Here is a 24,299-nt window from a genome sequence, read left to right as displayed (position 1 = left end):
ATACGTCTCGACCAGGGTAAGGTCGGGAATGAACACGACAGCATCGGCGTCGCGCCCCGGCATAATGCTACCGCACTTGTCGTTGGCTCTAACCACAAGCAAACAACCGATGCCGGAGCCGACGCCCAAGTTCTTACAGCTCGGCCACGACAACGCCGTTGTAGACCTCGTCCCAACGGTCCATGACCAGATGACCGGTCATGGGATCCATGGCATTGAGCTTGCCGCAGGTGTTGGCGGTACGCAGCACCGTCTCGTCGTCCGCGCCGGCAGCGATGGCATGCGCGAAACCGGCGATAGTGGAGTCGCCGGAACCCGTAGCGTTAACGGCGGGGATATCGGGGGTCTTGGCACGGAACGCACGTCCGTTGTGGAAGCCCACGGAGCCGGCAGCGCCCATGGACACGACGACCCAGGGGATATCGGAGAAGCGGGCGTCAGAGGCGAGCGCAGCACGGAGCTCGTCCACATCGTCGGTGGTAAAGCTCGTGCCCAACAAGCCGTTGATCTCGGTTAGGTTAGGCTTGACCAGCTCGGGCTTGACCTCGGACTTGAGGGCAGCCTCGAGCGAAGCGCCCGAGGTATCGAGCAGCACCTTGGCGCCGGCGTTCTCGGCAATGCCCGTGATCTTGGCATAGTAGTCTGCCTCGACGCCGCGGGGCAGCGAACCCGAAATAGTGACGACGTCGGCCTTGCCAGCCAGCTCGGTAAACTTGGCGGTAAAGGCATCCAGCTCCTCAGGGGCAATCGTCGGGCCGCTCTCGAGCAGCTCGGTCTGGTTGCCGGCGTGGAGGATGTTGAGGCAAATGCGAGTCTCGCCCTTGATGGGCACAAAGTCGTTGTTAATACCGTTGGCATCCATGAGCTCTGCCATATAGGCGCCCATATGACCACCGAGCAGACCGGTTGCAACAACGTCGTCGCCCAGCTGGCCCAGCACACGGGCCACGTTGAGACCCTTGCCGCCGGCGGTCTTTTCGGGCGTCACACGGTTGACGTCGTCGATAATGAGCTCATCGAGCTGATAGCGCGTATCGACAGACGGGTTCATCGTAACGGTGAGGATCATTTTTAGCTCCTTATCTCGCAGGCTCCTTATGCCTCGCGATACGAGTCGAAAAACGGAATTACAGAATCTCAATCGTGAACGAGCGAACGACGGTCTCCTTGGGCTTGGCGACAAGGCAGCCGCGCTTATGCTCAAGTACGTCGTCCTCATCGGAGCAGGTCGAGAGGCCGCCCCAGGGCTCAACTGCCACAAAATCGCCCTCGGGCTTACTCCACACGATGAGGTACGGGAAACCCTCAAAACTCAAGCGAACGCCCTTGTCCTCGCCCTTCTTGGAAAGCGTGACCTGACGACTCTCGAGCACGTCAAAGATGGTCTCCGCAAAATCGAAGAGCTCATGCGACAGGGGGAGCGTCTTTCCCACCATGGGGTTCTTTGAACGGTTAGCTACATCAATCAAGCCAGTCGAGGGTACGGCGGTGCAAAGCTCCGCAGCCTCGTCTTTCTCGAAGCGCAACTCGTAGTCCGTATAGGCCTCGCCCTCGTCGAGCGGGCACCTAAAGCCGGGGTGTCCACCGATAAAGAACGGCATGTCCTCGGTGCCCTCGTTGGTCACCTCATAGGAAACGCGCACGGCAGCGTCCTCGAGCGTATAACGAGCGACAAGCTTAAACGGGTAGGGATAATCTCTCAGCAGCGCGGCGTTATCCTCCGAAGCCAGGCACATAGCCAGCTCGTTTGCGCTTTGGCTCAGCAGCTTCCACTCCTGCTTGCGCGCAAAGCCGTGGCGGGCGAGCTTCACATGATGCCCGGCAAACGTCATGGCGCTGCCATCGCGCAGGCCTCCGCAAATCGGGAAGCAAATCGGTGCCTGGCCGGACCACACGGCGGGATCGCCCTGCCACAAGTACTCGCGGCCTCCGGCCTCAATCGAGGTAAACGAACCACCAGCCGTGGACACCTTAATAGAAATCGAATCGTTGGAGAGAGCGTATTCCATTGCCCATCCTTTCGAACAACTGCTTTTGCTCGCAAGTATCCGTCTCGGCCCTGACCAAAGGACAAACCCGCACGCTCAGCGATGTGTCCGGTATCCCAGCCATGCAACGGGGTACCATACAGACATTGATGTAATTACAGCTGGAAGGCCTTCTTATGCGAACCATCATCCTCTACGCCTCGCGCCATCACGGCAATACGAAAAAGCTCGTGGACGCCATCGTCGAGGCACACCCCGAGATCGATACCCTCGACGTCAAGGCGCTCGGCAAAAACGAGTATCCCAACCTGCACGAATATCATCTGATCGGTGTCGCCACGGGCATCTATTACTCCGAGATCGACAAGGATATGGCACGCGTGCTCACTAACGTGCTGCAGCCGCAGGACAAGGTGTTTGGCCTTATGACCTACGGTGGCAAAAACAAGTGGTACGGCAAGGATATCGATGGCATCTGCCGCATGAGGCAGGCCATCTTTATGGGTGTCTACGGCTGCCCCGGCTTTGATACGTGGGGGCCGTTCAAACTCACCGGCGGTGTCCAAAAGGGACACCCGACCGCTGAGGAAATTAAGGGCGCCGTCGACTTCTTCGACAAGATCGAAGACGAGTATGGCGACATCATCGTCGAAGAGTACGCCAAGCGCGAGAAGCGCCTCGCATACGAGAAGGAGCATCCTGCAGGAGGCCTGGTGGCCGGCGTTAAGCGCACGGTAAAGAAGATCGCTAACAAGCTGTAACTGTGAAGGTACTTTTGAGCGTTTAACCCATGCGGCGGGTCCGAGCAGATTCGGGCCCGCCGTCTTTTTCTATCGTTACTCGGTAAAGGCGTTACCGACGCTCTGACCGCCAACATACGTCTCGACGAGGGTGAGCTCATGGTCGAACACGACAAAGTCGGCGTCGCGACCCGGCATGATGCTGCCGCACTTATCCTCGATGTGCACGGAGCGTGCCGGCACCTCGGTTGCCATGCGAATGGCGATATCGGCACTGGCAATGCCCCAGTCGACGATGTTCTTGACGCCCTGGGCAAGCGTGAGCACCGAGCCGGCAATGCTCTTGCCGTCGGCGAGCCAGCACAGGTTGTCCTTCATGATGACGTCCATGCCGCCACTGGTGTAGCTGCCCTCGGGCATGCCGCCGCAACCCAGGCAGTCGGTGATGAGCACCGTATGCTGCCAGCCCTTTGCCTGCAGCAGCGCCTTGATAGCGCCAGGGTTTACGTGCTTGCCGTCACAGATGATCTCGGCGTAGGTCTCGGGCGTGGACATGGCAGCACCCACAACACCGGGCTCACGGTGATGCAGTCCGCGCTGGCCGTTATAGGTATGCGTAAAGCAGCTGGCACCGGCGTTGATGGCGGCGATGCACTCATCGTAGGTGGCGTCGGAGTGACCGATGCTGGTCACCACACCCTTGGCGTTCAGAGCAGCCGCATAAGCAGCGGCACCGTCGTGCTCGGCCGCCATGGCGCTCTTAACGATGCGACCACCCGCAGCCTCCTGCCACTGATCGAAGACCTCCTCGGAGGGATCGATAAGATAAGCGGGGTTCTGCGCGCCCACGTGCTTCATAGTAAAGAAAGGGCCTTCCAGGTAGATGCCCTGAATGCGAGCACCGCAGAAGTCGGGGCCACGGCCTTCGTCCGCCTGAGCGATGGCGGCGCAGGCGTCCTTGATCTGCTCGACGCCATCGGTGAACGTCGTGGGCAGCCAGCTGGTGGTACCGCGACGGGCGAGCTCGGTCGAGCTGATATCGATGCCCTCGGGATCGTTATCGGTAGTCGAATGGTTATAGAAGCCATGGATGTGGGTGTCGACCATGCCCGGAGCGATCCACGATCCCGTGTAGTCCTTGATCTCGCAGGAGGGCTCGTCGGCCTGCCAAGCGCCAAAGACGCCATCCTCGACCATAAGATAGCCGCCCAGTTGCGGGCCTGCCGGCAAGAAGAACTTGTCAGCCTTAATTGCGTACGTGCTCATATGTACTCCTCACTTCTAAAGCAGTTGACTGTGGTGATGTTTATACCCAGCTCACGTAAAACAAAAAGCGCCCGCCCGCCGTTATGAGCGGACGGGCGCCCTTACAGGGGGACGCGATTAAGCGGTGAAGGGGTGAATCGTCACGCCCTTGACCACGCGGTTGACCGTGCCGGTGGGGCTCGGCGTGTCGGGCGTGTTGCCCACGCGCACGGAGTTAAGCAGGCTGATAGCCTGGGCAAACATCACGAACGGCAGAGCAAGGTAGCCCTCGGGAAGTGCCTCGTAGCCCTTAAAGGTGAAGGACTCACCCTCGTAGACAGTAGCGCCATCCTGCTGAACGGCAACGGTGTGCTGAGCGATCTCGTCGCCACCGATCTCGTTGAGGATGTCGATGTCGTACTGACGGGTGTAGGCGTCGTTGTTGACGAACACGAACACGAGGGTCTTGTCGTCGACGAAGGACTTGGGTCCGTGACGATAGCCCATGGAAGTGTCGTAAGAAGTGGCGACCAGACCGTGAGCGAGCTCGAGGATCTTGAGCTGGCTCTCCTGGGCAAGGCCACCGAAGGAGCCAGAACCCAAGTAGGTCACGCGGTTAAAGTCTCCAGCGAGGTAATCGGCGATCTCGGGCTCACGGGAGATGACCTCCTCGCCCATCTTGGCAATCGTCTCGACCCACTCGGCCTTCTGCTCGTCAGAGGCAGTGTCGAAAATAAGGGTGGCGAGCAGGGTCATGCAGGAATAAGAACCGGTCATGGCGAAGCCCTTGTCGTTGGCGCGCGGAATGAGCAGCGTCAGCGCGTTGGGATCATCGGCAGACTCGACGGCGAGCTTGCCCTCGGGAGCGCAGGTGATGTTGAGGAATTTGACGTTGTGGACAAGCTCCTTGGCAACGGCAACGGCGGCAAGGCTCTCGGGGCTGTTGCCAGAGCGGGCAAAGGAAACCACGAGCGTGGGATCCTCGGCACGCAGGAAGTCGCGCGGGGCGCTCACGATGTCGGTCGTGGCAATGGGCTTAAAGTCGTAGAGATCAGTGTTGCCAGCGTGACGCAGGTACGGGGCGCAGGTATCGCCAACGTAGTCAGACGTACCGGCACCGGTGAAGACAACGGACAGACGGCCCTCGCCCATAGCGCGAGCCTCGGCCAGAAAGGCCTCGATGGCCTCCTTGTTCTCACGATAGATGTTGAGCGTATCACGCCAAAGCTCGGGCTGCTGAGCAATCTCGGCCGTGGTGATCTGGGCGCCGAGCTCGGTGAGCTCCTCGACACTCTTCTCGAACATTTCTAATACCTCTCTCTAGAAGTAATCCTCTGACGTGCAATTATACACTTCGGTTGGTTATCTGGTAGTAACCAGTTAAATGCAAGGAATCACCATATGGAAACGATGCGAACACTAGTTGCTACGCTGGTGGTAAACCTTGTATTTAAACTGATCGGCACGAGCAACCGAGAGCGTATACTCCACAACCTCGTTTGACTCGTTATACGTAGTCCTGACCAAATCGAGCACAGGCGACCCCTCGACAATTGCCAAAAGGTGGGCATCGGTGGGACGGGCTATGCTCGCATAGAACTCCTCTTCGGCCACGCGAATCTTTTGCTGAAAGTCCTGCTCAATCACATCGTAAAGCGGCTTACTCTCCAGCAGTGGTCGCTTTAGGGACAGAAATTGACGAACCGGCAGATAGCTGCGTTCGACCATCATGGGCATGTTGTCGGCAGAACGAAGGCGCTTGAGCTTAAAAATGCGATCACCGATATGCAATCCCATATGCTCGGCTAGATTCTTATCGGCCTCCATCTCGCAAAACTCGAGAATCGTGGTCTCGGGGTCGCGACCCATCGCGCGCATCTGTTCGGTAAAGCTGTAGGACTGCATAAGATTGGTTGCCTTTGCCGAACGGTCGGTCACAAAGGTACCGCGACCGTGCTGCCGAACCACCAGTCCTAAACGCTCCAGTTCCTGCAGAGCCAGGCGTACCGTGGTGCGCGAGAGACCATAGCGCTCCGAAAGTTCGCGCTCGGAAGGAATCATGTCACCGGCACGATATTCATGGTCAATCTTTTCGGTCAGAATATCGACCAGCTGATCGTACAGCGGTTGCTTACGCGCCCCGATCGCCATCCTATCCTCCCATTTTCTCAAACTCGGCTACTACCTTGGGTGGTTAACATTATCTGTCTGCCACATCCGAATCATCAAGAAAACAAAAGCCGCGCGCTCTTTCGAGCACGCGGCTTTTAACATACACATGGCTTAAGGGGTCGGGGTGTGAGCCGCGTAGGGACACACCCCTCAAGCTAGAGCCTTACCAGATGCTCGGCCAGAGACCAAGCGGGCCAGCGCCCAGGATGCCCAGGACGAAGAGCAGCAGAATGCCCTTGGTCGGGGTCCAGCTGTGCTTAGCGAACATGTAGTAAAGCAGCAGCGTAAGCATAAGCGGGACGAGCTTCGGGACGATGGTGTTGAGGGTGTCGGCAACAGAGAAGTTGACCGGATCCTCGGTAACGGTGCCGTAGGTCACGGACTCCATGCCGTTGCCCAGATCGGTGACGCCGCACTCGACAGCGTTGCCGTCGGCATCGGAAGCGGTGAGGGCGTTGCCGTCCTTATCGGTCATGGCGATGGTACCGGCCTCAGCGGTCTCGGTATCGATGCCCTCCATACCGGTGAAGTTCTCGGCATCCTTCTCGGAGACGATCACGGTAGTAGCGGAGAGGCCACGGGTGGTGCCGTTGGGAATCTGGAGGTTGATTTGGGTGCCACCCATGGTGACGACCAGGCAACCGACGACGAAGACGCCCATGATGGAAGCGGCGCGCGTGAAGGCCTGCATGTTGGCGGTCAGAGCGTCAATAGCGCTGGTGCCAAGCTTGTAGGACCAGTTCATGAGCCAGAAGCGCAGTGCGAACTGGACGGCGTTGAAGATCACCAGGAAGATGATCGGCGCAGCGGCGTTGCCGTTGATGGCCATGTTGGAGGTGATGCCAGCCGTGATAGGCACGAGCGTCAGCCAGAACAGGGCGTCACCGATACCACCGAGCGGGCCCATTGCGGCGACGCGGACGGCGCGAATCGTGGGGATGTCAACCTTGTTCTGCTCGAGCGAAAGCACGATGCCCATAACAAAGGTGACGAGGAACGGGTGAGTGTTGAAGAACTCCAGGTTGTGGCTCATGGAAGCCGCGAGGTCGTTCTTGTTGGTGTGGATCTTCTCCAGACCGGGGATGATGGAGTAGAGCCAGCCAGCGGCCTGCATACGCTCGTAGTTGAACGAGGCCTGCAGGAAGCAGGAGCGCCAAGCCATCTTGTTGAGGGTCTTCTGGTCGAGCTGCGGAGCAGGAGTGAGATCCTCGTAGTGCTCCGGGATCACATACTCATTAGATGCCATCTTCGAAGTCACCTCCGTCAGAAACAGCTGCACCCTTCAGCTCGGTCTGCTGCTGGAAGTCCCAGAAAGCGATGCCGAAGCCGATGAGAGCGAGGATGAGCAGGGCAGGAGTTGCCAGAGAATCGTTGGCAACGGTGATGATCGCGAGGCCAAAGCCCATGAGGAAGAAGCCCCACATGTCGCGGTTCATCATAACCTTGAGCAGGACGGCGAAGCCGACGAAGCGCATCATGCCGCCTGCAGCGGAGAGACCGGTCTGCAGCCAAGCCGGGATGGCGGAAGCGATGGTCTGACCGATGGTAGCGCCAGCGATGAAGAACAGGGTGACGACGATAGCGAAGATCAGGCCGAGCAGAGCCATGGCGAAGTAGTTCAGACGCTCGATACCCTTGGTGTCAGCGTTGTGAGCCATGTTGTCCGCGGAGGACATGAGCGGCGACATAAGCGTGAAGACCAGGGTAACGCCGAGCTGACCAAGCAGAGCGAACGGAATGGCAAGGCCGACTGCCGCGTTGGGCTCGAGGCCCGTGGCGATTGCGAGAATGGCTGCCATGATGCCGCCGATGACGGCGTTAGGCGGCTGAGCGCCTCCGATCGGCATGTTGCCGATCGTCATGAGCTGATAAGTACCACCCACGAGAAGACCGGTGTTGAGGTCGCCAAGGATAAGACCGATGACGGCGCCGGTGACGATGGGCTGATAGAGAGACTCGAGGAAGTTGAACTGGTCGATTGCCGCGACGAACGTGACGATGAAGACCAGAGCGACCTGGATGATCGAGTATTCCATCTTGCTCCTCCTTTCAAAATGCATGTACGCACTTTTGATATCACGTACAGAACGTCAGGGTTTCACTCCTGACAATGTGGATCACGAGGATTACGAGAAGAGCTTGCTCGTGTCCTCAACAGGCGTGCTCGGAACGCGCCTGATCTCCAGCTCCACCCCCAATTCCTGCAGCTCTTTAAACGCAGCGACATCCTCGTCGTTAACTGCGACGGAGGTGGCGACTTGGCGCTTTCCTTCCGACATGTGCATGTTGCCGATGTTTACCTTCTTTATAGGCACACCGCCCTTGACGAGCGTAAGCACGTCTTCCGGTGTTTCGGCCACGATGAAGATCTTCTGGCGCGGGCTCGCCTTGCCGATGACGTCGATGGTCTTCTGCAGAGAGAAGAAACGCGTAGCGACGCCGGCGGGAGCGGCCATCTTCATGAGGTTCTGGCGCATGGTATTGGTCGAAACGTCGTCGTTGGCGACGAGGATGAGGTTGGAGCCCAGAGTGGAGTTCCACTGGGTGGCAACCTGACCATGAATCAGTCGGTTATCGATGCGGGTAAGAAGAATGTTGGGTTCTGCCATGTTGATCAGCTTCCTTTCGCTATTTGCTGACGACAGTTACTTGATCTCCTGAATCGCGTAACGCGAAACATCTACGACGGCTCCGGATCGGACCTTGATCTGGACCTTCTCGCCTTCGATGCCCTTGACGGTTCCGTAGATACCGCCGGCGAAAAGAACCTCCTGACCCGGCTTGAGCTCGGTGTGCAGCTCCTTGAAGTACTTCTGCTTCTTCTTCATGTTGATTTGCGACCAGATGGTGTAAATCAAGCCCATGATGACAAGCAGGCCTAAAAGAGCGACCGAGGAGCTCAGGACGTTGGCTCCGAAATCGGCCATTAGATGCCGTCCTCGTCGCCGAAGATATCCTCTTCGTCGGAGCCGGCAACGGATGCGACCGTCTGGGCGGTGATGCCCGTCTGGCCAACGGTCACTGCCTGCTCGCCAAGCTCGGCGAGCGTGGCATTGCCGCGGAGGAACAGAAGCTCAATAACCATGGGGAGGTTAGTGCCGGTCAGAACCTCGACGTTGTCGACATCCTGGGCAATCATCATCGACTGGTTAAACGGGGTGCCGCCAAGCAGGTCGGTAAAGACGAGCACGCCATCGCACTCCTCGCGCATGGCGGTAATAGCGGCGCGGAGATCCTCACCGTAGGAAGCAGCCTGATCGCCCTCAAAAGGAACGACGGTAAAAGCGGGCTGGTCACCGGCAACCATAGCGATAGCGCTTGCGAGACCGGGTGCGAACTGTCCATGACCGGTAAGAATAAAGCCAACCATTCAAATTTCCCTTCCGAAGGTGTGTACGATCTGAGTCCGATGATTTTCGGAAGCCAGCGGGCGCTCGCCCTTAAAGCTTCTTGATAAGCATTCCTTGAAGACCAGTGGTCTATCAACTGGTAGTAACCACGTGACGTGTTGTTGTCACTATATCACCCCAGAAGAGGTCGCTTTCGTTGATTCATACAGTAAAACGTTTTTGCACCGCTCACGGTGATATTTCGACCGTTTACCGGTCGTTAACACATCTACCTGCGGTTTTGAAACCGTTTCGAAATGCTTTGGCAAAAGATCGGATCTTTTTCCGTGTCTAAACAACGCAGGGCGGCTAAAAATGGCGTGTAGAAAAATTGCAGGTCATTGTGAAGATATGTGAATTGGTCTTTTTGACTTAATACCAGTCTGAACCAGTTTTGAGATTATCGGCGAACGGTCGTTTTCGACCGTTCACCGGTTACTTGCAATCGTTTGCAGTTGTTTTCCCAGATGAATTAGGGAGACCCGATGAAGCACGTGCGTGATCATTCAATCTGCCCTTTCCGTCTCAATAGATAGCCCTCCAACGCAAAAAGCCCCCTAGAACGATTTCCGTTCTAGGGGGCTTCATCAGATATTTCGGCTTCGTACTCGAAGGCTCAGGTAATCTTTACGCAAACAGGCCGTAGATGCTGATATTGGCCTTGGCGTAGAGGCCGTTGGCGTACTCGGTCCACTTGGAGCTGGCGCTCGAAGCCTGCGAAGAGTACTGCTGGTAGGCGGTGTAATAGGCGGTCATGGCCTGCTTATAGGTAGCGCTATCGGCCGTAAAGGCATCGTCGGCAAAAGCCTTAGCGTAGGTGCTGTCCTTGTCCTTCCAGGTACCCTTCTTGCTATCCCACTCGTCACCGGCAAGGTTGATGATGTAGTCGGCGTAGTCCTTGCTCGCGGTGTCCTCGTTGCCGTCAGAAGGCTCGGTCGGAGCGATCGGCATGCTTGCGGAGCTATCGCCCACCTTCTTCTTGTAGAGCTTCTGCAGCGTTGCGGACTGGCGGACGATCTGCTTGGCCTGATCCTTGGACACGCCATACTGCGTGGCCATGGTCTTGTAGTCCGAAGTGCCGATAGAATCCTCGGCGTACTTCTTCATCTCCTTAGAAGAGACGGTGATGCCCTCGTCCTCGGCGGCGTCGAGCAGGATCTTGTTGCGCACGTAGGACAGGATAACGTCGGCAGAGGGAGCGGTGTAGTTGCCATCGCTATCCTTGACGGTATCAAGGCTGTACTGGCTCTCGATGGCCTCGCGCGCGGTGATGTCGCTCTTCTTGCCGTTGTAGCTGTAGCTTGCCACGGTCGAATCGAGCTGGTCCTCGGTGAGGGTCGCCGAGCCGACGCCCTTGCCGCCAAAACCACCGTTGCCGATAAAGAAGCCGACCACAGCAGCGATCACGATGGCGACCACAAAGGCGGCAATCATCGTCTTCTTGTGCTTGGATGCACTGTCGTCCACGTCGGAGTCATCGTCCTCGTCCTGCTCCTCAGGCATGAGGTTCTCGTCGGCGGCATCCGCGGCAATCTGAGCCTCCAGGCGGGCGTCCTCCTCGGCGGTCGTGCCGGCAGCAATGTGCTCGGCAGACGTACCGGCGACCAGATCGATCTTCTCGTCCTCGTCACCGTCGGGGCCTTCGCCGCGCTCGATGATCTGGATGCCGTCGATCTCGTCCTTCTCGTCCTTCTTTTGAATCAGACCCATATCAGTTACTCCTTGTTAAGAAACATAGTCCTCAATAGAATACGCCCGACAGAGCGCCGGGCGTATTCATTCTCAGGTTATCCGCAAACGTATAAGTACCGCTTAGGCGTTTGAAGCCGTATCCCCTTAGGCAAGATGCGCGATAACGGCATCGGCAAAGGCCTGCGTGCCCACGGCGCCCTCAATGGAGCCGGTCTGGGCACGACGCACGTCACCGGTAACCTGCTCGCCCTCGTCGAGCGTGGCAGATACGGCGGCGCGAATACGATTGGCAGCATCGTTCTCGCCCAGATGATCGAGCATCATGGCGGCAGACAGAATCTCGGCCGTGGGGTTAGCGATATCCTGGCCAGCGATATCGGGCGCGGAGCCATGCGTGGCCTCAAAGATGGCGCAGTCGGCTCCGATATTGGAGCCGGGGGCCATGCCAAGGCCGCCCACAAGACCGGCGCACAAGTCGCTGACGATATCGCCATACAAATTGGGCAGGACTAGAACATCGAAGTCGTTGGGGTTCTGAACCAGACCCATGCAGGTGGCGTCGACGATCTTGTCGTTGAACTCGATATCGGGATAGTTGGCAGCCACCTCGCGAGCCACGCGCAGGAACAGGCCGTCAGTCGCCTTCATGATGTTGGCCTTATGCACGGCCGTCACCTTTTTGCGACCGCAGCGGCGAGCATACTCAAAGGCGTACTCCACAATACGGCGGCTCTTGGCGATGGAGATGGGCTTGATCGAGATGGCGGAATCCGCGGCGAAGGTTTTCTGACCCGAGCGCTCGACAAGCTGTGAAAGCTCCTCGACCTCGGCAGCGCCTTCGTCGAACTCAATACCAGCGTAGAGGTCCTCGGTGTTCTCGCGCACGATAACCAGGTCGACATCGCGGAAGCGCGAGCCATCGCCCGGTTGCGACAGGCAGGGGCGCACGCAGGCGTACAGACCGAAGTACTTACGCAGGGCAACGTTGACGCTGCGGAACCCCGTACCGACCGGCGTGGTGATGGGGCCCTTGATGGCAACTTTGGTCTGGGCGACGGCATCGAGCACATGCTGGGGCAGCGGCGTGCCAAACTCGTCCATGACGCCGGCACCGGCCTCCTGGACGTTCCAATTGATCTGGACACCGGCGGCCTCGACCACGCGGCGCATGGCCTGCGTAATCTCGGGACCGATCCCGTCACCGGGAATCAGGACTACATCGTGCGCCATAATCTGTTACTCCTCGTCTTCGGCGTCGTCAGATTTTTTAACGCTAGCACGCTTCTTCTTTTTGGAGAGATCCAGGCCAAAACGTTTAACAAGCATTTCGCAAATCTCGCTCGAACGGGCCTTGAGATAGCTGCCCTTGCCGTTCTCGGCATCGAACTTAAGGCGCAGCGCAAGCTTCTCGGCGATCTCGGCATCGATCTCGCCTTTGCCAAACTCGTACAGGCAGCCGAGCATATCGCGATACTCGAGGTCACCGTGGTAGCACTGAATGGCCTCGTCCAGGATGGGCCAAGCCTCGCGCGAACGCTCGACGCTCGTGGCACCCCACACGCACAGCAGGCGGAAGGCGGCATAGCGCAGCGTGGAGGAAATCTCGTCAAACAGTGCGGTCTCGGCGCCCTCAAAGGCATCGCCCAGCTGGTCGGGGCAGGTGGTGGCGAGCGCCGCCAGGGCATCGAGGGCCTCCCAGCGAGTCTGAGCCTCGGGCCGGTCGAGCGCCTCGATCAGCGCGGGCACGCAGGGCACGACGCGCTGCGGATCGCGCTCGGCAAGCAGGTGCAGCACGCGGGCGGCAAACTGGCGGATACGGCGCGTGGGGCAGCCGAGCTCCTGGACCAAGCGGTCGACGGTGTTCTCGTTCTCCTCTGCCAGCTGAAGCTGTGCCAGCTCCTCGTCGGTGAGCTGTTCGTCTTTGTTTTCTGCCATAGTTACCTCTTCTTACTATTTCTTAGTATGCCTGCCAGCACCCTTGCTGTCATCGGTGACCGAGATGAGCTGTCGGTCAGCCGCGCCATTGCGACGCGCGCGGCGGCGCTCCTCGGCGTCTCCTGCGTCGGCGGCGGCGCGATGAGCCTGGTTGACGTTAAAGACCTCATCGTGCTTGCGCCACGGACCAACGGACTCGCCAAAGCTCATCTTAAGGCCGGCGATAAAGCCGCCAAGCCAGCCGATCGGCGCAAACTGCACCAGCGGGAACAGCGAGAACACCCAGGTCAGCAGGACGACTGCCGCCGCTCCTGCAAAGTTGGCAATCCAGTAGTCGCGCTTGGTGACGACGCGCTTTTCGCACGCCCACTGGCCGCACAAAAAGCCAATGTAGATCGCAAAGAGAAAGAGCACTAGTGCGAGCACCACGAACGTCCAGCTCATGGGCGCTACTCCTCGTGATGGTGGCCGCAGCAGCACTCGTGGCCGTCGTCATGGCCGTGGCCGCCGCAGCACTCGTGGTCCTCGCCATGGTGGTGGCCACAACCGCACTCGTGATCGTCGCCATGCTCGCCGCAACCACAGCCTTCCTCGTGAGCACCATGCTCCTCGGGACGATACTGCGACCAGTCCAGACCGGCGGCAATGGCGTCGGCCTCCTCCTTATAGAGGACATTGATGGCCTGGGTACCCAGCTTGGCACCGCCGATGGCGTCGAGCATGTCATAGAGCGTAAAGGCCACGTCGGCGCCGGGCAGCGCAAGCTCGCGGTCGTCGGCATAGGCGAGCGCCAAGCGCAGGTCCTTGATGAAGTGCTCCACCATAAAACCGGGCTTGTAGTCGCCGTCGAGCGCCTTGGGCGCCAAGCTCTCCATGGCACCGGACTTGCCGGTGCCGCCCAGGATCATCTGACGGGTCTTCTCCATATCAAGGCCGCTCAGCTCGGCAAACGCCAGCGCATCGGCCATGCCGACCATGCAGGCGCCCAGCGACACCTGGTTGGCGAGCTTGGCAGCCTGGCCCTTGCCGGCGCCATCGAAGCAGCAGATGGTTGCCGCAAAGGTGGAAAGGATATCGCGGACCGGGGCAATGTCGTTCTCGGTAGCGCCCACGATAGCCGTAAGCGTGCCGGCGATAGCACCCGACTCGCCGCCGGTGACGGGGCAGTCAAACGCCATGCGGCCGGAAACCTGGGCGGCCTCGGCAATGTCGCGCGCCAGCTCGGGCGAGCTCGTGGTGAGGTCGATTAGGACCGCACCGGGCTTAGTGCACGCGAGCAGACCGTCGCCCGCCAGGTAGAGCTCCTCGACCTCGGAGGGATAGCCCACCATGGTAAAGACGACGTCGGCGTTCGCCGCGGCATCTGCCGGCGTATCGGCCCAGACGGCACCGCGCTCAACAAGCGCTGCAGCCTTGGACTTGGTGCGGTTGTTGACCGTGACGGGATAGCCAGCGTCCAGAATGTGGCCGGCGATAGGGGCACCCATGATTCCGGTGCCGATAAATGCGACAGAGAGCTTGTTTGCCATGAAACCTTTCCTTTTGGCTTGGGTGTTATTACCAGGTTGAATACTCGTTGTCGGCGTTTGAGCTGTGAGTCGAGGGCGATTACGGACGCAGCGCTTGCCTACTGGCCGCGCACGCGGCGGGCGATGCGGTCGGAAAGCGACGCCTTGTCGGTGCGGTTCTTGCCCCAAAACGCGCAGGCCACCATGCCGGGGCCCACGTGCGAGCCGATGGTGGGGCCCACGGAGCTGCGAATGATCGTAACGTCGGCGCAGCCCTCCTCCTTGCGGATGGCGGCTTCGAGCCAGTCACCGTCCTTTTCGGCATCGGCCGTCATGATGGCGATGGGCATGGTGCGATCGGGCACGTAGTTCTCGCGGAACGACTTGAGGATGGACTTGAGCGCCTTCTTGCGGCCGCGGTTGACGCCGATCAGCGACAGCGAGCCGGCAAGGTCGTAGGAGAGCTCGGGCTTGACGTCGAGCTTTGCCGTGAGCTGCGCCGCCGCGGGCGGAATGCGGCCGCCGGCAGCCAGCGCATCGAAGCTCTCGAGCGTAAAGTAGCCGTGCACGTAGGTCTTGGCCTCGTTTGCCCAATCGACCAGCTGCTTGGCAGTCAGTCCCGCCGAACGCTGGCGCACGGCCTCGAGCGCCAAAAGCGCACCGGTCGCGCAGGGCAGAGCGTTGTCGACCACGTAGAGCTCAAAGTTGGGATACTCGGCGCGCACGGCATCTGCCGCCTGGCACGCGGAGTTGTAGCTCGACGACAGCGCCGAGGTAAAGCACAGGTAAACCGTGGGCGTGCCCTCTTTGGCGCACTCGGTAAAGAACTCGATATAGCGACCGAGCGACACAGCCGAGGTGGACACGCGGGCACCGGCGCGCATGCGGTCGTAGAACTCCTTAGGGCTCATGCTCGACCAGATGTCGTCCGTGCGCTCCTCGCCATCGATAATGAAAGGGAAGCCCAAGATATCGACATCGAGGTTCGCGGCGACCTCGGGGTTAAAGTCGCAGCAGGTATCGACGACGATACGGCAACGGTCCGAATGACCGGCGGATGCGGCCTTGTCCATCAAAGCGACTCCTTACGTAAAAAAGGCGGCCACCCGCATGGGATGGCCGCCAACCGTTAACTCATGCAAGTTAACGTATTTTACTCGTCAAGTGTTTCGATGCGGGGCTTGATGATGCCATATCCACCATTCTTACGGTGATACACCACATTGATGAGGCCAGTCGTCGCGTTCTCGAACACGTAGAAGTCGTGGCCGAGCAGATCGGTCTGCACCAGCGCCTGCTCCTCAGTCATCGGGGTGACATCGATGACCTTCTCGCGGACGAGCAGGTCGTCGTCCTCCTCGGGCAGCAGCAGGTCGGCCAGATCCTCGACGCGCTCGACCGGTGCGACATCCGCGGCGCTGGCGCCGCCCTGGCGGTTGTCCACAACCTTGGTCTTGAACTTGCGCAGCTGGCGGGTGACCTTATCGGCGGAGAGATCGATGGCGGCATACATATCTGCGCCGTGCTCGGCGACGCGAATCACAGAGCCGCGGGCACGAACCGTGACCTCGACGATTGCCGGGTTGGGGTTCGAGGGGTTCTTCTCATAACGAAGCACGACGTCGACTGTCATGGGCTCGATATCGAAAACCTTGAGCGCCTCGCCGATCTTCTCGTCCACATGCGCACGCAGAGCATCGGTTACCGTCGTCTTGCGTCCAGAAACCTTGATATCCATACGTGGCTCCAATCTGCCTCGGGGACTTACTGTACTGGCTATGTACCCATTGCCGTGCATTTAATCACCCGAATTCCCAAAGGCCCGAATAACGACTGCTTGATACCGCATACCGAAGTCTCGCACTTTTCCGCGGCAAAGTGCGCTATATGAGGGCGTCGGCGGAGTTGGTTTTTCTCCTGGAAATTGCCCTTGAGCTGCTGGTTTTATCAAAATTGAAAAGCCGGGCTCCCCTATGGGGGAGACCCGGCCATGCGTGTTGAAACCGTGAAGAAGCGCCTTGTTCAATGTATGGCAGGCGCCACCCCTACCAATAACTAGCTATTGAGCTTGTTGATGTCATCGTCGGTGATGGCGCCCTCCTGACTAGACGACGGGCTGTCGCCGTTGTTATCGGAGGTGTCGCCATCGGAGGACTCGGTCTCGTTGGACGTAGATTCGGATGCCTGCACATTGGCCCCCGAAACAGTCTTGGCGGTAAGGTCATAGGGCATTTGGCCGTACCAGACGCAGTGGACCGCCTCGAGCGTGCCGTCGACCGTGATGTCGTCGAGGGCATCGCCCACGGCACGGCACAGCTCATCGTTAGAGCTAAGGCCTGCGACGCCAAGCGTGGAGGGCGTCTCGAGCGTGCCGACACAGGAGATCTGGCTCATCAGGCGCGCGAGGTAACCACCGGCCGTGGAATCACAGACCACGTAATCGACCTCGCCCGACTCGAGTGCCTCGAAGCACTCGTTGATGTTGGAGAAGGTCTTTTGGTTGGCCGTGATGCCCTGCTTGGCGAGCGCTTCCTGCGAGGCCGAGAAGGTCTGAACGCCCAGGGTAGCGGTGTTAAGCATTTCGGTGGAAACGCTCAACGACTCGCCGTCACTGCTCTTGCCGAATACGGCGGGGGCGTCGTACAGACAGGTGCCAAGCGAGCTGATATCGCCGTCCGTAGAGCTGACGTCGCCAATGAAGATATCGGCCTTTTTATCGCTGAGCGCGGAATCGGCCGAGGACGCATCGACAAAGGCGACCTTGAGACCCATGCGGCATGCGAGGGCACGAGCGGCATCGACCGCATAGCCCGTGAGGTTTCCGTCGGCATCCTGCATGGCTTGCGGGGCATCGGAAGTATCGAGGGCGACCGTCAGGGTTCCCGGCGTGACCAGGGCATCGTCTGATACCGTGGGGGTAACGGTCTCGCGCTCGATCTGGTCGATCGTGGGCGTCGTGAACGTGGACAGTGGATTGAACGCGCACCCACTCAGGCCCAAAACGGCAATGACCGCCGCGGTCCCAGCACCCAACCGAGTCGCATGCATCAAGCTGCCCCTCACCATGTCCGCTACCCTGCCTTCTGTGTCGTATACGATCCGTGCCCTGCACGGAATATCGGGTTGTTCCCACCAGCTGACCTGGTATTTGACCCCACACTTGCGCACCGGGGCGTTTGCTCGGGAGGCCGCAGCCACCTTCACGACTGGCCCGCTCGCCCGCGAGGCGGTATTGCCCCAAAGAAAGTAGAACGGACGGTGCGGCTTACATCTAGGACGCGCCATGATCGCGCCGCGCGCACGCGGTCGCTTACGTGGATCCCTTTGACCGCGTCTGTCTTGGACTTGGATGGGCGCATTGCCCTTCCGCAACCACAGCCTGGCGGGAACGTAGCGCATTATAGCTAAGTTCAAGCTAAAGTTTAAGGTTAGGTCGTCATTCGCACCGCGAGTACAGATTTCGCAGGTCGAGGCGGGCAGCACACGACGCTCTTCATCGGGATGGAAGTCCCTCCAACTGATGTGGCCCAAATGCCTGCGCTCGGCGCGCATCATGCGTAGCGCCGAGGCGCCGGTCAGCATTACAGAGGCTGCCAGTTGCTCGCCTGTCGGCTCGACGCGCCGTGCAATCTTCACTGCCACAAAACCACCCCTACCAAACGCGTGCGATAGCGAGGCCATCGACGGCTTTGGCGCCGGCGCGCTTAAGCTCCGCCGAGGCCGCTGCCATTGTTGCGCCCGTGGTAATGACATCGTCGATGAGCAGCAGACGGCAGCCACGTACATCCTCGACCGTCTCGTACATGTCCCGGGCATGTTCCCGGCGCTCGGCGCGACCGAGTTCGCGCTGGTCGCCATGACCGTATTTGACCAAGGCGTCCACCAATGGCACGCCCGAAAGATCGCAAAACGAGCGCGCGATTGCTTCCATGTGATCAAATCCACGCCGCCGATACGCCGCCGCAGTCGCGGGCACAAATACCACCGCGTCGGCACCGGACAGCACGCCGCCGTAACGGTCGGGGGCTGCTACCTGGGCATGCAAGGCGGTGTCGTAGAGCAGCTCTGCCAGATACGGTGCCAGACGGCGCTCGCCCGCATCCTTGTATGCCTTGATGATGCGCGGCAACGGATGTGCATAGACAGCGCACGCCAGGCAGCGATCGAGGGCCTTAGCCACCGCCGAAGACGCACCCTCGACCGAGCACTCGGTACACAGCAGGTCTCCAAACGGAGCGCCGCACCTCGTGCAGCTGTGGCGCGGATCGACAAGCGTGAGCGACGCCAGGCACTCCTGACAAATAAGCGCACCGGCACGCTCGCAACCGGCGCATCGCGTGGGCGAAAGAACCTCGAGTGCCTCATGCGCCGCGCGCTCGGCAAACGGTAGCATTTCATCCGCAAACGGCGAGATGCCGGCACTCCGTAAGCGGCTCAAACCATTCAGATAGTTATTTATGACAAAACCCTCCCTACGCTTGGGCGAAGGGAGGGTTGTCGATTCAGTGCCATGATACCCCGTTGCATTTGGGGTCAGACAAGTCGAATCCGCTTGCGGGCGCTATTCGCCGGCAGGCGGTTGCGGTGCGGACGAGGTGTGGGTCGAGCCTTCGCCACCATCCTGGCGCGGCTTGCGGGAACGGCGACGGCGGCGGCGCTTCTGACTCTGGTCGGCCGAACCCTCGCCACTGCGATCCTCACGCGGTTCGCGCTCGTCGCGAGCACCGCCGCGCGAAGCCTTGGCGGCAGCTCCTCCGCCATCGCCGGGGCGACGGCGCGTGACCTTGACTTCACCATCCGAAACCTGATCGGCCACAGAAGGAACCGAGGGTTTCTGCTGCGTGCCCGAGGAATGGCGACGGCGCGGACGCGGCGCGCGCTCCTCCTCGCCACGTGGCCTGCCAGCCTTGTCGGCAGGCGCGTCGGAGGCCGAGGCGCCCTTGGGAGCGGCACCGGCCTCGCGAGCGGCTGCGGCGCGGAAGGCGTCCTCGCGCTCCTCGCTCGACAGGTGGCGGCGACGACGGCGCGTGGGGTTCATGCCGCCGCCGCGGTTTTGCTGCTGGGGCTGCTGAGCCTCGCGCTCGCGAGAGGCGTTCTTGCCCGCGGTCTCGCCGTTGTCGACGGACGCCGCGCGCTTGCGGCGACGACGGCCGCCGGCCGCCTCCTCGGCCTCGGAAGCCTCGGCCTTGCCGCGGCCCTTTCCGCGGCCACGACCCTCGCCCTGGCCCTGACCGGCACAAGCATCGGATTCGGCATCGCGACGACGGCGCTTGGGCATCGACGTGCCGGCCAGACGGTCGGCACTCGACAGGCCATCGCCCACGTCGACGCCGTTCTCGCGATCGAGCTCCATGAGCGCCAGGCGCATCTCGGGCGACTCGATGCGCTCGAGCACATCGCGCGTCACGCAGTCGGGGCGGCAGCTGCAGCCCTGCTCGGCGGCCTTCTTTTTGCAGCCCTCCGAGCACGTCATATCGGCCAGGTTGACCTTAAAGACTTTACCGTTCTCCAGGCGCAGCACCAGCTGCTCACGCGGCGTGTCATATTCCTGGATACGCGCCTTGCCGAGCGGCGTATCGATGAGCGTCTTCTTTTTGGGCGCGCGGCTCTTAAAGTCCTTGTACGCCTCGAACTCATAGCGCAGGCAGCACATCAGGCGGCCGCACACGCCGCTGATCTTAGACGAATTGAGCGGCAGGTCCTGCTCTTTTGCCATGCGAATCGAGACGGGCTCAAACTGTCCGCCAAAGCGCGTGCAGCAGAGCTCCTGTCCGCATTGGGCATAGCCGCCCACCAAGCGAGTCTCGTCACGCACGCCAATCTGGCGCATGTCAACGCGAATGTGCAGCGTCGAGGACAGGTCCTTGACGAGCTGACGAAAATCGACGCGCTCCTCGGCCGCAAAGTAGAACACGGCTTTCTCGCCGCCAAACAGGTATTCGACACCCACCGGCTTCATCTCGAGGTCGAGATCTTTGACCAGACGGCGGAAATCGACCATGGCCTCATCGCCCTGGATGGCCAGGTCGTCGGCAAGCTGCAGGTCGATATCGCTCGCCACACGCAGCACGGGCTTGAGCGGCTGACCGATCTCGTCTTGCGGCACCTCGAAGGGATCGGCCGTGACCAGGCCGATCTCGGTTCCGCGCTCGGTGGAGCAAATGGCATAATCGGCCTCGAGGATATCCAGATCCTGCGGGTCAAACCACAGGTCGCGCGAGGCGTAGGTAAACTTAACGGGTACGACTAACGGCATTTCAGTGCCTTCCTGATATCGAACAGCATGACCTCGATGGCCAGCTGGGGAGTAACGTTTCTGGCAATGTTGCGCTCGGCGGTCGCGACCGCCTCGAGCGCCCGGGTGGCACCCGCAACATTCGTCGCGGCGGCAAGCCGCCCGATCGTGTCGCGCACATCCTCGTTCACAATGTCTGCCGCCTCATCCTGAAGCGTCAGCAGCACGTCGCGCATGAGCGTCCGCGCGCTCGCCAGCGCTTCCATGATACCCGAACGCTCGCGCGCGTTGAGTTCGCGCTTGTTGCGGTCCTCAAGCTGCTTCAATGCTCCACGCGACAGATAATCGGCGTTTTGCTCGAGCACCTTTTCCTGCGTGGACTTGACCTCGGCGAGCGGAGCCTTAACGGCGACGATGAGCGACTTGGCGCGGCTGAGTACATCGGCCTCGTCGGCGGCGATGAGCGAATCGATGGCGCGGATCATCTGGCGGCGAGCATCCTGACGCTCGGCGCTCTTAAGGAACTCGATGCCGCGCGTGGGGCTCCCCGCCACGGCGACCGCCATGCGACAGCGTGCGAGATCCTGGCCCGTCGCGCGGCTCACGGCCTTCGTGGCCACGGCGGGCGACACCAGCCGAAACGGCACGCACTGGCAGCGGCTCACGATGGTGGGCAACATCACGTCTGCCGAGGTGCCCAGCAAGATAAACATAACGCCCTCGGGCGGCTCCTCGAGCGTCTTGAGCAGTGCGTTGGCGGTGTTGGCGCGCAGCTGCTCGGCACGGTCGATGATGTAGACCTTGGCCTTGGCACGGATGGGCGCCAGCGGCACGTCGTCGAGCAGCTCGCGGGTCTGGGCGATGAGGTAGCCCGTGGCGCTCTCGGGCGTGTAATAGTGCACGTCGGGGTGCGTATGGCGGGCGACACGCACACAGCTATCGCATGAGCCGCAGCCGTCCTGCTCGCACAGGAAGGCTTGGGCGAGCGCCCAGGCGGCATCGAGCTTGCCGGCACCGGGAGCGCCCAAAAACAGGTAGGCGTGCGATGCGCGGCCGCTGGCGACGGCGTTGGTCAAAAAATCGCGTACGCGCTCTTGGGTGTCGAGCTTGGCCAGCAGGCTTGCCTGAGCGGGGGCCATGTTACTCGGCCTCCTGGGCAAGCGTGGCGGTGACGGCGTCCTGGGAAATGTCGAGACCGTACGCGCGAACCTGCTCGACCGTCTGCGCGAAGACGTCCTCGATGGAAGCGGTGGCGTCGATGAGCTTCACGCGATCTGGCTCCTCGGCGGCAATGGCACTAAATCCCTGGTAAACGCGCTCCTGGAACGCCATGCCCTTGGCCTCCATGCGGTCGACCGCACCACGGGCGGACATGCGCAGCGCCGCCTGCTCGGGCGTGATGTGATAGACGAGCGTGAGCGCCGGGTGCGTCCCCGCGACAGCAAGGTTGTTGGCGTCGCGTACCATCTGGCGATCGAGACCGTCGGCAAACGCCTGGTAGCAGGTCGTGGAATCATAGAAGCGGTCACACAGGACCACCTTGCCGGCCGCAAGGGCGGGAGCTATGACCTCGTGCACCAGCTGGGCGCGTGCGGCCTCGTAGAGCAGCAGCTCGCAGGTATCCCCCATCGCCGTATTGGCGGGGTCGAGCAGCAGGGCACGGATCTTTTCACTAATGGCGGTACCACCCGGCTCACGCAGGGTCACGACCTGGTAGCCAGCGAGCTCGAGCGCACGGGCCAGCAGGCGCGCCTGCGTGGACTTACCGGCACCATCGACGCCCTCGAGCGTGATAAAGCTATGTTGAGCGGGCTCAAAAGCCATGGGCGCAGCCCCTTCCTACAAGGCGCGTAAATGCAGATATATCAACCAAATCATGATACCCCAGGGGCAGGCGCACCCCAAATCCAACCTAGTCATTGGGGACGTTCTTAATTGACTGGTCGTTTAAGAACGTCCCCAATGACTAAAGGTGCCTTTCCAAAGTTGCGGTGAAATAGGGACTGACTGAAGCTCTAAGACCGCCAAACAGTCCCTATTTCACCGCAACTTATGATGGGGAATTTTGGATGCTTGGTATAATCGTCGTATGGCATTGAAATGTGGCGAAAGGAGTGGCAATGTCTCGGTATTGCGCCTCGTGCGGCAAGCTTCTTGCAGATAATGCCAAGTTCTGCACCTCGTGCGGTGCACCCGTTGAGCAAACAGCCGCGAGCGATAGCCAGCCCGCTTTTGAGCAGACCGGGCCCCTTGATACGCCGCAAGCCAAGGCGGACGATCCCCTCGCTTATCGCCCCGACCCCGCCGCAAGCCCCGCGGCCGTCGAGACCACGCAGTGCATACCCGTCGCGAGCGGCTCGTCCCAACAGCAGCCGGCTCCCGCATACGCGCCTGCTTCGCCACAGACCCCCGCTCCCAAAAAGAGCGGCACCGGGGCGCTTGTCGCCGTTATCGTTGCGCTGGTGGCAATCATCATCGCCCTGGTCATCTTCTTTGTGATCAAACCGTTCGACAACTCCGCCACGCAGACGACTGCCGAGGTTACCAAGCTGCACCACGATGTTGACGATGATGACCTCAAGCCTCTCGGCGACCCCAATAGCCTTTACGACGATGACGATGACGACGAGGACGAGGCTGGCGGCGAAGCAACCCTCTCCGAGCAGAACCTCTACCGTCGCCTGAGCGAATACTACGACCTGCTCGAGGACCTCGATAGCCAGGTCCGCGCCTGCGCGCAGGCCTTCAATGGTAGCTATCTGGAAGAAGATCGCACCACCCGTCAAAATCTCGCCGACGTCGCCGAGCGCACGGAGGAGACCATCGAGCATTATTACGATATCGTCGAGGACCTGAACGTCCCCATGAGCTCCAAGAACTACAACTCCTGGAAAGACATCATTGCCCTGTATGACGACCTTGATCACCGCATCGACGCGATCTGCGATGCCTGGGAGATTAGCCTAAAGTACGCAAAGCCCTCGGACCATAAGGACGAAATCGTGGCGCCGCTGGCACGCGACAACGAGCCGGGAACCAGCAGCAACAAGTATCGCTTGGACTTTGAGGACCGCTATCCCAGCGCCAAACCCGTCGAGGTGAACTAGCGTTTTGTCGTTCCCGAGCTGGCAGTTAGGGACGTTCCTAAACTGCCGGTAGAAAAGGAACGTCCCTAACTGCCGAACAAAAAACGGGCGAGGATCATGAACTGCCTCCCATTTCTTGGACACGAGAAATGGGAGGCTTTTTATGCGTGTCGACTTGAGAGTGAAACACGACATCGAGGCCAGGAAGGCGGCGATCGGGCTCTTCGAGCGAGGCCACGGCTCCGAGTCGGCGGCGAAGGCGCTGTCGGTCCCGCGCGACACCGTGAGACAATGGCTCTACGTATACCG

24 protein-coding genes are annotated in these 24,299 nt (G+C 60.3%); 2 read left to right on the top strand and 22 right to left on the bottom strand.

The window, feature by feature from the left end:
• Positions 1 to 133 precede the first annotated feature (133 nt).
• Together ACTQW0_RS01895 and ACTQW0_RS01890 are read right to left on the bottom strand one after the other, a co-directional pair.
• A complete protein-coding gene (locus tag ACTQW0_RS01895) occupies positions 134 to 1,069 on the bottom strand; it encodes a hexose kinase (RefSeq protein ID WP_154514985.1) in 936 nt (311 codons plus the stop codon).
• A gap of 58 nt (positions 1,070 to 1,127) precedes the next feature.
• The gene (locus ACTQW0_RS01890; protein ID WP_441555085.1) at positions 1,128 to 2,009 is read right to left on the bottom strand and encodes an aldose 1-epimerase family protein; all 882 of its coding nucleotides are present in this window, start codon (positions 2,007 to 2,009) and stop codon (positions 1,128 to 1,130) included.
• Positions 2,010 to 2,164: 155 nt separating this feature from the next.
• Between ACTQW0_RS01890 and ACTQW0_RS01885 the strand changes: the two genes are divergently transcribed.
• Complete coding sequence (locus ACTQW0_RS01885; protein WP_229770598.1) at positions 2,165 to 2,749, top strand: flavodoxin domain-containing protein; 585 nt, start codon at positions 2,165 to 2,167, stop codon at positions 2,747 to 2,749.
• A 75-nt stretch (positions 2,750 to 2,824) separates the two neighbouring features.
• On the opposite strand, the gene nagA is transcribed toward ACTQW0_RS01885, so the two are convergent.
• The 20 genes from nagA to tmk form a co-directional block, all read right to left on the bottom strand.
• On the bottom strand, positions 2,825 to 3,994 hold the full coding sequence (nagA, locus tag ACTQW0_RS01880) for an N-acetylglucosamine-6-phosphate deacetylase (RefSeq protein ID WP_154514990.1): 1,170 nt from the start codon (positions 3,992 to 3,994) through the stop codon (positions 2,825 to 2,827).
• A gap of 117 nt (positions 3,995 to 4,111) precedes the next feature.
• Positions 4,112 to 5,278: an SIS domain-containing protein gene (gene agaS / locus ACTQW0_RS01875; protein WP_441016779.1), complete on the bottom strand. Its 1,167-nt coding sequence runs from the start codon at positions 5,276 to 5,278 to the stop codon at positions 4,112 to 4,114.
• 114 nt (positions 5,279 to 5,392) lie between these two features.
• Positions 5,393 to 6,124, bottom strand: a complete 732-nt coding sequence (locus ACTQW0_RS01870) for a GntR family transcriptional regulator (protein ID WP_427794005.1) — start codon at positions 6,122 to 6,124, stop codon at positions 5,393 to 5,395.
• 184 nt (positions 6,125 to 6,308) lie between these two features.
• On the bottom strand, positions 6,309 to 7,391 hold the full coding sequence (locus ACTQW0_RS01865; RefSeq protein WP_441016782.1) for a PTS system mannose/fructose/sorbose family transporter subunit IID: 1,083 nt from the start codon (positions 7,389 to 7,391) through the stop codon (positions 6,309 to 6,311).
• Positions 7,381 to 8,181 (bottom strand): PTS mannose/fructose/sorbose/N-acetylgalactosamine transporter subunit IIC, encoded by an 801-nt coding sequence (locus ACTQW0_RS01860; protein ID WP_154514996.1) that lies wholly within the window; start codon positions 8,179 to 8,181, stop codon positions 7,381 to 7,383. The genes ACTQW0_RS01865 and ACTQW0_RS01860 overlap by 11 nt, the downstream gene beginning before the upstream one ends.
• A gap of 90 nt (positions 8,182 to 8,271) precedes the next feature.
• Positions 8,272 to 8,754: a PTS N-acetylgalactosamine transporter subunit IIB gene (agaV, locus tag ACTQW0_RS01855; protein WP_154514998.1), complete on the bottom strand. Its 483-nt coding sequence runs from the start codon at positions 8,752 to 8,754 to the stop codon at positions 8,272 to 8,274.
• 36 nt (positions 8,755 to 8,790) lie between these two features.
• Positions 8,791 to 9,072 carry a preprotein translocase subunit YajC gene (yajC, locus tag ACTQW0_RS01850; RefSeq protein WP_022094612.1) on the bottom strand — a complete coding sequence of 94 codons (282 nt, stop codon included), beginning with the start codon at positions 9,070 to 9,072 and terminating at the stop codon, positions 8,791 to 8,793.
• The gene (locus tag ACTQW0_RS01845) at positions 9,072 to 9,515 is read right to left on the bottom strand and encodes a PTS fructose transporter subunit IIA (protein WP_117743271.1); all 444 of its coding nucleotides are present in this window, start codon (positions 9,513 to 9,515) and stop codon (positions 9,072 to 9,074) included. The genes yajC and ACTQW0_RS01845 overlap by 1 nt, the downstream gene beginning before the upstream one ends.
• A gap of 646 nt (positions 9,516 to 10,161) precedes the next feature.
• On the bottom strand, positions 10,162 to 11,244 hold the full coding sequence (locus ACTQW0_RS01840; RefSeq protein WP_441566663.1) for a hypothetical protein: 1,083 nt from the start codon (positions 11,242 to 11,244) through the stop codon (positions 10,162 to 10,164).
• A gap of 126 nt (positions 11,245 to 11,370) precedes the next feature.
• Positions 11,371 to 12,456: an isocitrate/isopropylmalate dehydrogenase family protein gene (locus ACTQW0_RS01835; RefSeq protein ID WP_441566661.1), complete on the bottom strand. Its 1,086-nt coding sequence runs from the start codon at positions 12,454 to 12,456 to the stop codon at positions 11,371 to 11,373.
• Between the two features lie 6 nt (positions 12,457 to 12,462).
• Positions 12,463 to 13,161, bottom strand: coding sequence for a hypothetical protein (locus ACTQW0_RS01830; protein ID WP_427718960.1), 699 nt, complete (start codon positions 13,159 to 13,161; stop codon positions 12,463 to 12,465).
• Between the two features lie 15 nt (positions 13,162 to 13,176).
• On the bottom strand, positions 13,177 to 13,605 hold the full coding sequence (locus tag ACTQW0_RS01825; protein WP_427728604.1) for a hypothetical protein: 429 nt from the start codon (positions 13,603 to 13,605) through the stop codon (positions 13,177 to 13,179).
• Between the two features lie 5 nt (positions 13,606 to 13,610).
• A complete protein-coding gene (locus ACTQW0_RS01820; RefSeq protein ID WP_427718955.1) occupies positions 13,611 to 14,690 on the bottom strand; it encodes an NAD(P)-binding domain-containing protein in 1,080 nt (359 codons plus the stop codon).
• A gap of 98 nt (positions 14,691 to 14,788) precedes the next feature.
• Entirely contained in the window at positions 14,789 to 15,742 is a 954-nt protein-coding gene (locus tag ACTQW0_RS01815; protein ID WP_441566659.1) for a DegV family protein, read from the bottom strand.
• Positions 15,743 to 15,822: 80 nt separating this feature from the next.
• Entirely contained in the window at positions 15,823 to 16,407 is a 585-nt protein-coding gene (gene hpf / locus ACTQW0_RS01810) for a ribosome hibernation-promoting factor, HPF/YfiA family (protein WP_055285508.1), read from the bottom strand.
• A 317-nt stretch (positions 16,408 to 16,724) separates the two neighbouring features.
• Entirely contained in the window at positions 16,725 to 17,717 is a 993-nt protein-coding gene (locus ACTQW0_RS01805) for a substrate-binding periplasmic protein (protein ID WP_441566657.1), read from the bottom strand.
• A 604-nt stretch (positions 17,718 to 18,321) separates the two neighbouring features.
• Positions 18,322 to 19,062 carry a ComF family protein gene (locus tag ACTQW0_RS01800; RefSeq protein ID WP_441566655.1) on the bottom strand — a complete coding sequence of 247 codons (741 nt, stop codon included), beginning with the start codon at positions 19,060 to 19,062 and terminating at the stop codon, positions 18,322 to 18,324.
• Positions 19,063 to 19,230: 168 nt separating this feature from the next.
• Positions 19,231 to 20,925, bottom strand: a complete 1,695-nt coding sequence (locus ACTQW0_RS01795; RefSeq protein ID WP_427718946.1) for a PSP1 domain-containing protein — start codon at positions 20,923 to 20,925, stop codon at positions 19,231 to 19,233.
• Entirely contained in the window at positions 20,916 to 22,043 is a 1,128-nt protein-coding gene (locus tag ACTQW0_RS01790; protein WP_427794013.1) for an ATP-binding protein, read from the bottom strand. The genes ACTQW0_RS01795 and ACTQW0_RS01790 overlap by 10 nt, the downstream gene beginning before the upstream one ends.
• 1 nt (position 22,044) lies before the next feature.
• A complete protein-coding gene (tmk, locus tag ACTQW0_RS01785; RefSeq protein ID WP_427747986.1) occupies positions 22,045 to 22,728 on the bottom strand; it encodes a dTMP kinase in 684 nt (227 codons plus the stop codon).
• Between the two features lie 296 nt (positions 22,729 to 23,024).
• Between tmk and ACTQW0_RS01780 the strand changes: the two genes are divergently transcribed.
• Positions 23,025 to 24,011 (top strand): zinc-ribbon domain-containing protein, encoded by a 987-nt coding sequence (locus tag ACTQW0_RS01780; RefSeq protein ID WP_441566653.1) that lies wholly within the window; start codon positions 23,025 to 23,027, stop codon positions 24,009 to 24,011.
• The last annotated feature ends 288 nt before the right edge of the window (positions 24,012 to 24,299 follow it).

Origin of the sequence: Collinsella sp. LCP19S3_B7, assembly GCF_052121795.1 — a bacterium.
In the GTDB taxonomy this organism is placed as follows: domain Bacteria; phylum Actinomycetota; class Coriobacteriia; order Coriobacteriales; family Coriobacteriaceae; genus Collinsella.
This window is presented reverse-complemented; position numbering and strand designations above follow the sequence as displayed.